Here is a 1,639-nt window from a genome sequence, read left to right as displayed (position 1 = left end):
TCCCTCATTTCTTTTTGTATAATCTACAATTTATATATTTAAAAAAACTCAACTAGTATCACGCAATATATATAGAATAAATCTACTTCATAAAAAATCTATTTCGCAATTCATTCATACATACTTCCGGTTATTTCTTCACCAGAAAACAGGGCTGGTAATCCTCCTGTATGCCAGAACAGCACCTTGCTACCTCTGGGAATCCTGCCTGTTTTAATAAAGTTTAAGAGCCCTGCCATCGCTTTTCCTGTGTAGACTGGGTCTAAAAAAATTGCTTCATTTTGTGCTATCTGTTTAATTGCCTCCCCTTCTTCTTTTGAAGGGACATCATATCCTTTGCCCACATAGTCCTCACTGATGCAAATATCTTCTTTGGAGAACGGGATTGTTACCTTCAAAAATTCTGCTGTCTCCTCAGCTCCTTTCAAAATCCGCTTTCTCAGAGTTTCAATAGGCATAAATCCTGCTGAAAACCCATAAATTTTCACAGTAGAGGTAAAAAGTTTTTTCCCAACAAGAAGCCCTGTATATGTTCCCCCTGTACCAATTGCTGTCACAATATAGTCAAAATAATCTAGCATCATACCTTTTTCCTTAAGTTGCCTTACAAGTTCTCCCACAGCATATACGTAAGCCACGTGCCCTCGAGGAAACGGTGCTCCCACCTCAATATAATAGCATTTCCCATTTTTTTCCTCTAATTCTTTTATCCTCTCGTCTACCTTTTCTTTTGTCCTTTGCATTGCTTTGGGAATACTCTCTCCCTGTTGTAATTTGTTGAGATAAATCTCTGCTCCCATTACTTTGTCTAATAATAAATTCCCTTTATATTTCTGTGGTATTTCTGGACCATACAAAAATAGAACTGTTTTCATTCCCAATCTATTGCCACATGCAATGGTTTGCCTACACCAATTCGACTGGAATGCTGCACCTGTAACCAAATACTTAGCTTTATTTTTCACCGCTTCCGGGAGAGTAAATTCAAGTTTGCGTGTCTTATTGCCACCAAATTCTACGCCAGTAAGGTCATCTCGTTTCATATACATCTCTACTCCACATAACTGTGAAATTCTTTCTAATTTCTGCAAAGGTGTAGGTAAAAAAGCAAGTTTGACACGCGGAATCTTTTCCAATTTTTCAAAAACCCTTAAATATATATTTTCTCCCACTTTTTATACCCCCTCAAAACTAAACAGTATAGAATAATGCATAGGACCCCAAATACAAATTAAGTTCCTTATGGAGCTGAACAGTTCAACAAAAATTAGTGCAACTGTTTGCACTTCTCTAAATTCTTTATCAATTATATCATCATTTCCATATTTCGCTCTATCAAAGATTGTAATACCGATAATATCAGCGGGAAGTAAACAAAAAATAAATTGAATTCGCTTAAACTTTGCATTTAACGAAATGGAAACTACTTTTGCAAGCATCGTTTTCCTTGTACCCGATATATCTTCCAAAAGAATATGGCCTAAAAGTTATCGTTGGCACTCATCCCATACCGGAGAAATATTACAAAATACATAAAAAATTGAGTACATGGAATTCAAAAGAGTGGAAAGAACTAATTAAGCCGACTCTTACAGATAAGAAAACCCGACTCTCTTACGATTAACAGAATTTTTGAAAA

The 1,639-nt window shown here is 35.9% G+C and carries 2 protein-coding genes; both read right to left on the bottom strand.

The genetic code is table 11. The features are described from left to right. Positions 1 to 110 precede the first annotated feature (110 nt). Positions 111 to 1,172 (bottom strand): D-cysteine desulfhydrase family protein, encoded by a 1,062-nt coding sequence (locus U9Q18_04075; GenBank protein MEA3313533.1) that lies wholly within the window; start codon positions 1,170 to 1,172, stop codon positions 111 to 113. A gap of 3 nt (positions 1,173 to 1,175) precedes the next feature. Continuing rightward, the gene (locus U9Q18_04070) at positions 1,176 to 1,469 is read right to left on the bottom strand and encodes an AAA family ATPase (GenBank protein ID MEA3313532.1); all 294 of its coding nucleotides are present in this window, start codon (positions 1,467 to 1,469) and stop codon (positions 1,176 to 1,178) included. Between the last annotated feature and the right edge of the window lie 170 nt (positions 1,470 to 1,639).

Source organism: Caldisericota bacterium (assembly GCA_034717215.1).
GTDB lineage: Bacteria > Caldisericota > Caldisericia > Caldisericales > Caldisericaceae > UBA646.
The sequence above is the reverse complement of the archived record's forward strand: the minus strand, read 5'-3'. Positions and strand labels throughout refer to the sequence as shown.